This is a genomic window from Streptomyces sp. 8N706 (genome assembly GCF_052245415.1).
In the GTDB taxonomy this organism is placed as follows: Bacteria; Actinomycetota; Actinomycetes; order Streptomycetales; family Streptomycetaceae; genus Streptomyces.
Genome location: NZ_JBQQBW010000195.1, coordinates 1 through 6,223 on the forward strand (window position 1 = coordinate 1; position 6,223 = coordinate 6,223).

The window sequence follows — 6,223 nt, forward strand, 5'->3', positions numbered from 1 at the left end:
ATCTGGACCACCGGCAGGCCCCCGGGGACGACGAGCCGATGCCCATCGGGTACGTCCGCACGCTGGAGGACGTCTACCGGTTCGCGCCGGTGCCCCCGGAGTTGACCCCCGCCCAGGCCGCCCATGTGCTCGGAGCCCAGGCCAACGTCTGGACCGAGGTCATGGAGAACCAGCAGCGCGTCGACTACCAGGTCTTCCCGCGGCTGGCCGCCTTCGCCGAGGCCGTCTGGTCCGAGCTGCCGCCCCCCGCCGAGCGGGACTTCGCCGCCTTCGAGGAGCGGATGACCGCGCACTACGCCCGGCTCGACGCACTCGGCGTCGGCTACCGCCCGCCCGGCGGACCGCGTCCGTGGCAGCGGCGTCCCGCTCCCGAGGGTGTCGTCCTCGGACGCCCGATCGAGGGACCACCCCCGATCGTGTGAGCTGCGGCGGAAGCCGGGTGCTGTCCCCGCACCGCCCTGGGACCGTAGTCCCCGCACGGGCGGAATTCGCACAAGGTCCCTGAAGAGTGGCAATACGCTCCCAGGGGTGACAGGGGGAGAAAGCGGACCATCGGCCAGGTCGGGGATGTAACCGTCCTTCGCGGACCCTCGCATCGGGGGCCGACGAAGATGTGCCAGAGTTGCCACGTCCGGGCTGTGAGCACGTACCGTACGGCGAACAGGCGGGACACCGGGAAGGGGCAGCTGGGTTGACCACGCACGCACCGCATGCGGCGCAGACGGTGACGTTGCCGGTCTCGCTGGACGAGGCCGTCGCGGCGCTGGCCGCCATGCCTGCCGCCGTGCCCGTCGCGGGCGGCACCGACCTCATGACCGCGGTCAACTCCGGTCTGCTGCGGCCCGCGGGCCTGGTCGGTCTCGGCCGGATCAGCGAGATCCGCGGCTGGCAGTACCAGGACGGCCACGCCCTCCTCGGCGCCGGCCTCACCCACGCGCGGATGGGCCGGCCCGACTTCGCGGCGCTGATCCCCGGCCTGGCCGCGGCCGCCCGCGCCGCCGGTCCACCGCAGATCCGTAACGCCGGCACGCTCGGCGGCAACATCGTCTCCGCGGCTCCCACCGGCGACGCACTGCCCGTGCTGGCCGCGCTCGAAGCCACGCTGATCATCGCCGGGCCGGAGGGCTCGCGCCGGGAGGTCCCGGTCAGCCATCTCCTCACCGGCATGGAGATGCTCAGGCCCGGCGAGATCGTCGGCTTCGTACGGGTGCCGCTGCTGCACGCCCCGCAGACCTTCCTCAAGGCGACCGGCCGCACGGGCCCCGGGCGGGCCATCGCCTCCGTCGCGGTCGTGCTCGACCCCGCCCGGCGGGGCGTGCGCTGCGCGGTGGGCGCGGTCGCCCCGATGCCGCTGCGGCCGCTGGAGGCCGAGCGCTGGATCGCCGGGCTCATCGACTGGGACGGCGACCGGTCGCTCGCGCCCGAGGCCTGCACGGCGTTCGGTGAGTACGTCGCCGCGGCCTGCATCCCCGACCCCGCGCCGCCCGGGGACGGTACGGAACCGCCTGCCCTGCCGCCGGGCGTGCTGCACCTGCGGCGTACGGTGGCGGCACTGGCCCGCCGAGCACTGGGGAGGGCGCTCGCATGAGTTCGGAACAGCCGCGGCAGCCGGGACAGCCTCACGAGCGTGCGCCGCAGCAGGGCTGGGAACCGCTGCCGCAGGGCGAGTACGACGCCGACGCGACGGCCTTCGTCCAGCTGCCGGAAGGCCTTCTCGACCTGACCGCCATGCCCCCGGGCGCCGACCCCCTGGCCGCGCCCGGCCAGGGCTACGTACCGCCGCCCATAGCATCCGCAGGGCCGTCCGCGGACTCCACCGTGTCCGGAGACCCCGGCGTGCCCGCCGACCCCGCGGCGACCGGCCAGTGGACCATGCCCTTCGGGGGAGCGGGCGCACCGCATCCGCCGGCGACGGGCGGCCAGTGGCCGATGCCCCATGAACCCCAGCCGCCGTCCGACACCGGCTGGGCCGGCCAGGGCGCCCCCGACCAGTGGACCGTGCCCCCCGCCGCGGACGAGATCCCGGACGAGTCCGGCGAGTATCTGCTCCATGGCTCCTCCGGCCCGGAGCGGGCCGCCCCCTGGCAGCTGCCGGATGCCGCGAGCGGCGCCCCGTGGAACGCCGAGCGGGGTGACACCGCCGCCGGTGCCGGGGAACAGTGGACCTACCCGGCGGAACAGCAACGGCCCGGTACGGCCGCGGAACCGGAGCGGCCGCACGGCACCGGTGGCCCCGACGGCACGTCCGGCGACTGGTCCTCGGCGGGGCGTGAGCCCGGCCCCTGGTCGGTCCCGGCCGCGGACCCCTCGGCCCCCGACACATCGGGGGCCTACCGCCTGGACGAGGCCGCCCCGGCCGACCCGGCGCCGCGCGGGAGTGCCCCCGGAGGCGGCCCGGACGAGGGCGGAAGCCGCTACGCCGACGACCGTTGGAGCGAGCCGGAATCCGGCCCCGCGGATGCGTCCCGCGGCGAGGCGGGGGCGGATCCGCGCGAGGGCTCCGCACCCGGTGCGAGCGGCCAGTGGTCCCCCCCGGCCGCTCCCGAGCAACCGCCCGCCGACCGGAACGGCTTCGGCCCCGACGACTACTCCGGCGGCTCCTACGGCGACGGCCTTCCCGCCGGTGACAGCGCCAAATGGCCCGACCAGGAGTCCGGTGCCCGCCACCAGGAGGCCGGTGCCCGGTCCCCGGAGGGGGACGCGCCGCGTACGGAGACCGGAGCCACTGCCGTTCCCCACGCTTCGTCCGACGGCGGCGAGCGGGACACGGACACCGCCGACCGGGCCGCGGGCCTGGATCGTGACGCGGCGCCCGACACCGGTGACGTGCCGGGTGCGGCGACCGGAGAGGCACCCGCCGAGGCGGACGACCACGGTCCGGCCGCAGACGACGCCGGCGAAGCACACAGCGAACACCCCTACGCCTCCTACGTCCTGAGCGTCAACGGGGCCGACCGGCCCGTCACCGACGCCTGGATCGGCGAGTCCCTGCTCTACGTCCTGCGCGAGCGCCTCGGCCTCGCCGGGGCGAAGGACGGCTGCTCCCAGGGTGAGTGCGGCGCGTGTTCCGTCCAGGTCGACGGGCGGCTCGTCGCGTCCTGCCTGGTGCCCGCGGCCACCGCGGCGGGCAGCGAGGTCCGTACGGTCGAGGGCCTGGCCGTCGACGGCGCGCCCTCCGACGTACAGCGCGCACTCGCCGCCCAGGGCGCCGTGCAGTGCGGGTTCTGTGTGCCGGGGCTGGCCATGACCGTGCACGATCTGCTCGAGGGCAACCACGCCCCGACCGAGCTCGAGACCCGCCAGGCGATCTGCGGCAACCTGTGCCGCTGCTCCGGCTACCGAGGCGTCCTGGACGCGGTCCGCGCAGTCGTCGCGGGGCGTGCCGAGGCGGCCGAGGCGACGGGTCCGGACACTCCGGCTCCGGACGAGCCCCGGCCCGACGCGCCTGCCGAGAACGCGCGCATCCCCCACCAGGCGGGCCCGTACGGAGGGACCGCCGACCCCTCGACGGGAGGCCTCGCGTGATCCCCCCACGCGCAGCGCTGCGACACCCCGACCACCGGCCTGCCGACGTTCGACGCCCCGAGCTCCGGCCTGCCGACGAGCTCCGGTCCGCCGCCGTTCGACGCCCCGGCGTCCGGTCTTCCGACGTCCGGTGCCCCGGCCTACGGTCTGTCGCCGTTCGAGGACCAGCGGGGCGGGATTCCTGTGGCGCGGTCACCAGCGCCCCCCGGCATCGCCCCTCCGGCCGGAACGGCGACGTGGGCCCGGGCCGATGCGGTGGTGGCCGCCCCCACGCCCGCGCGGCCACCGATCGCGGAAGCCCACCCCGCCGGGGCGGCACAGCCGCAGCCCGGGCGACCCGGATCCACCCGACACCCAGCGGCAGCGGAAAGGCAGCGTGATGACCGGTCCCGACGCGGCCACCGCGACTCCGGCCGTCGGCAGCACGACCCCCGTCGAGCCCGCCCCGCACGGCCTCGGCGCCTCCCTCGCCCCCGCCGACGCGCTCGCCAAGACAGCGGGCACCTTTCCGTACGCGGCCGACCTGTGGGCCGAAGGCCTGCTGTGGGCCGCCGTCCTGCGCTCCCCGCACCCGCATGCGCGGATCGTCTCCCTCGACACCTCGCAGGCCGCGGAGATGCCGGGCGTACGCGCGGTGGTGACCCACGAGGACGTACCGGGCGACGCCTGCCACGGCCGGAAGGTCGCCGACCGGCCCCTGTTCGCCAAGGACCTGGTCCGGCACCACGGCGAGCCGATCGCCGCCGTCGCGGCCGAGCACCCGGACACCGCGCGGCTCGCCGCCGCCGCCATCGCCGTCGAGTACGAGATCCTGGAGCCGGTCACCGACCCGGAGAAGGCGTTCTCCGCCGAGCCGCTGCACCCCGACGGCAATCTCGTCCGCCATATCCCGCTGCGCTACGGCGACCCGGACGTGACCGGTGAGGTGGTCGTCGAGGGCCTGTACCGGATCGGCCGCCAGGACCCCGCCCCCATCGGCGCCGAGGCCGGGCTGGCCGTGCCGCGCCCCGACGGCGGCGTGGAGATCTACACCGCCTCCACCGACCCGCACACCGACCGTGACCTCGCCGCCGCCTGCTTCGGACTCGAACCGGAGCGGGTGAAGATCGTGGTCACGGGGGTGCCGGGCGCCATGGGCGACCGTGAGGACCCGGGCATGCAACTGCCGCTCGGCCTGCTCGCGCTGAGGACCGGCCGCCCCGTGAAGCTGGCCGCGACCCGCGAGGAGTCCTTCCTCGGCCATGCCCACCGGCACCCCACGCTGCTGCGCTACCGCCATCACGCCGATGCCGACGGCCGCCTCGTCAAGGTGGAGGCCCAGATCCTGCTGGACGCGGGCGCGTACGCCGACGCCTCGGCCGAGTCCCTGGCCGCGGCCGTGTCCTTCGCCGCGGGCCCGTACGTCGTGCCGCACGCCTTCGTGGAGGGCTGGGCCGTCCGCACCAACAACCCGCCGTCCGGCCATGTCCGCGGCGAGGGCGCGATGCAGGTGTGTGCCGCGTACGAGGGCCAGATGGACAAGCTCGCCGCCAAGCTGGGCATCGACCCCGTCGAACTGCGGCTCCGCAACGCCCTGGCGACCGGGGACCTGCTGCCGACCGGTCAGACCGTGACCTGCCCGGCCCCGGTCGCCGAGCTCCTTCAGGCCGTGCGGGATGCCGAGCTGCCCGCACTGCCCAAGGACGCCCCCGAGGAGGACTGGCTGTTGCCGGGCGGCCCCGAGGGCGCGGGGGAACCCGGCGCGGTCCGGCGCGGTGTCGGATATGCGCTGGGCATGGTGCACATGCTCGGCGCGGAGGGCACCGACGAGGTCTCCACGGCGACGGTGAAGGTCAACGGCGGGGAGGCGACGGTCATCTGCGCCGCCGTCGAGACCGGCCAGGGCTTCTCGACCCTCGCCCGGCAGATCGTCCAGGAGGTGCTGGGCGTCGAGGAGGTGCATGTCGCCTCCGTCGACACCGACCAGCCGCCTGCCGGACCGGCCTGCCACGGCCGGCACACCTGGGTGTCGGGCGGCGCGGTCGAGCGCGCGGCCAAGATGGTCCGTACGCAGCTGCTGCAGCCGCTGGCGCACAAGTTCGGGATGTCGACGGAGCTGCTGACGATCGCCGACGGCAAGATCACCTCATACGACGGGGTGCTCAGCACGACGGTCGCGGAGACCCTGGACGGCAAGGAGCTGTGGGCCACCGCCCAGTGCCGTCCGCACCCGACCGAGCCGCTGGACGAGACGGGCCAGGGCGACGCGTTCGTGGGAATGGCCTTCGCGGCCGTACGGGCCGTGGTGGATGTCGACATCGAGCTCGGCTCGGTGAGGGTCGTGGAGATGGCCGTGGCCCAGGACGTCGGCCGGGTGCTCAACCCACGCCAGCTGAACGCCCGTATCGAGGCGGGTGTCACCCAGGGCGTGGGCGCGGCGATCACCGAGAACCTGCGGACCTCGCGCGGTGTGGTCCGTCGCCCGGACCTCACCGGCTACGCCCTTCCGACGGCTCTGGACGCTCCCGACATCCGGATCGTGAAGCTGGTCGAGGAGCGGGACGTGGTGGCGCCCTTCGGGGCGAAGGCGGCCAGCGCGGTGCCGGTGGTCACCTCTCCGGCGGCGGTGGCCGCGGCGGTACGGGCCGCGACCGGGCGGCCCGTGAACCGTCTGCCCATCCGCCCCCAGGCGGCCGTAGCGGTCCCCCCGCGGCCTCAG

4 protein-coding genes are annotated in these 6,223 nt (G+C 75.5%); all 4 read left to right on the forward strand.

Going from position 1 to position 6,223, the window contains the following annotated elements:
* Positions 1 to 422, forward strand: a 422-nt coding sequence (locus ACTWQE_RS33330; RefSeq protein WP_443332834.1) for a family 20 glycosylhydrolase, incomplete at its 5' end; no start/stop codon positions are given.
* 269 nt (positions 423 to 691) lie between these two features.
* Positions 692 to 1,588, forward strand: coding sequence for an FAD binding domain-containing protein (locus ACTWQE_RS33335; protein WP_443332835.1), 897 nt, complete (start codon positions 692 to 694; stop codon positions 1,586 to 1,588).
* The gene (locus ACTWQE_RS33340) at positions 1,585 to 3,525 is read left to right on the forward strand and encodes a 2Fe-2S iron-sulfur cluster-binding protein (protein ID WP_443332836.1); all 1,941 of its coding nucleotides are present in this window, start codon (positions 1,585 to 1,587) and stop codon (positions 3,523 to 3,525) included. The genes ACTWQE_RS33335 and ACTWQE_RS33340 overlap by 4 nt, the downstream gene beginning before the upstream one ends.
* Before the next feature lie 379 nt (positions 3,526 to 3,904).
* On the forward strand, positions 3,905 to 6,223 hold a 2,319-nt coding region (locus ACTWQE_RS33345), incomplete at its 3' end, for a xanthine dehydrogenase family protein molybdopterin-binding subunit (RefSeq protein ID WP_443332837.1).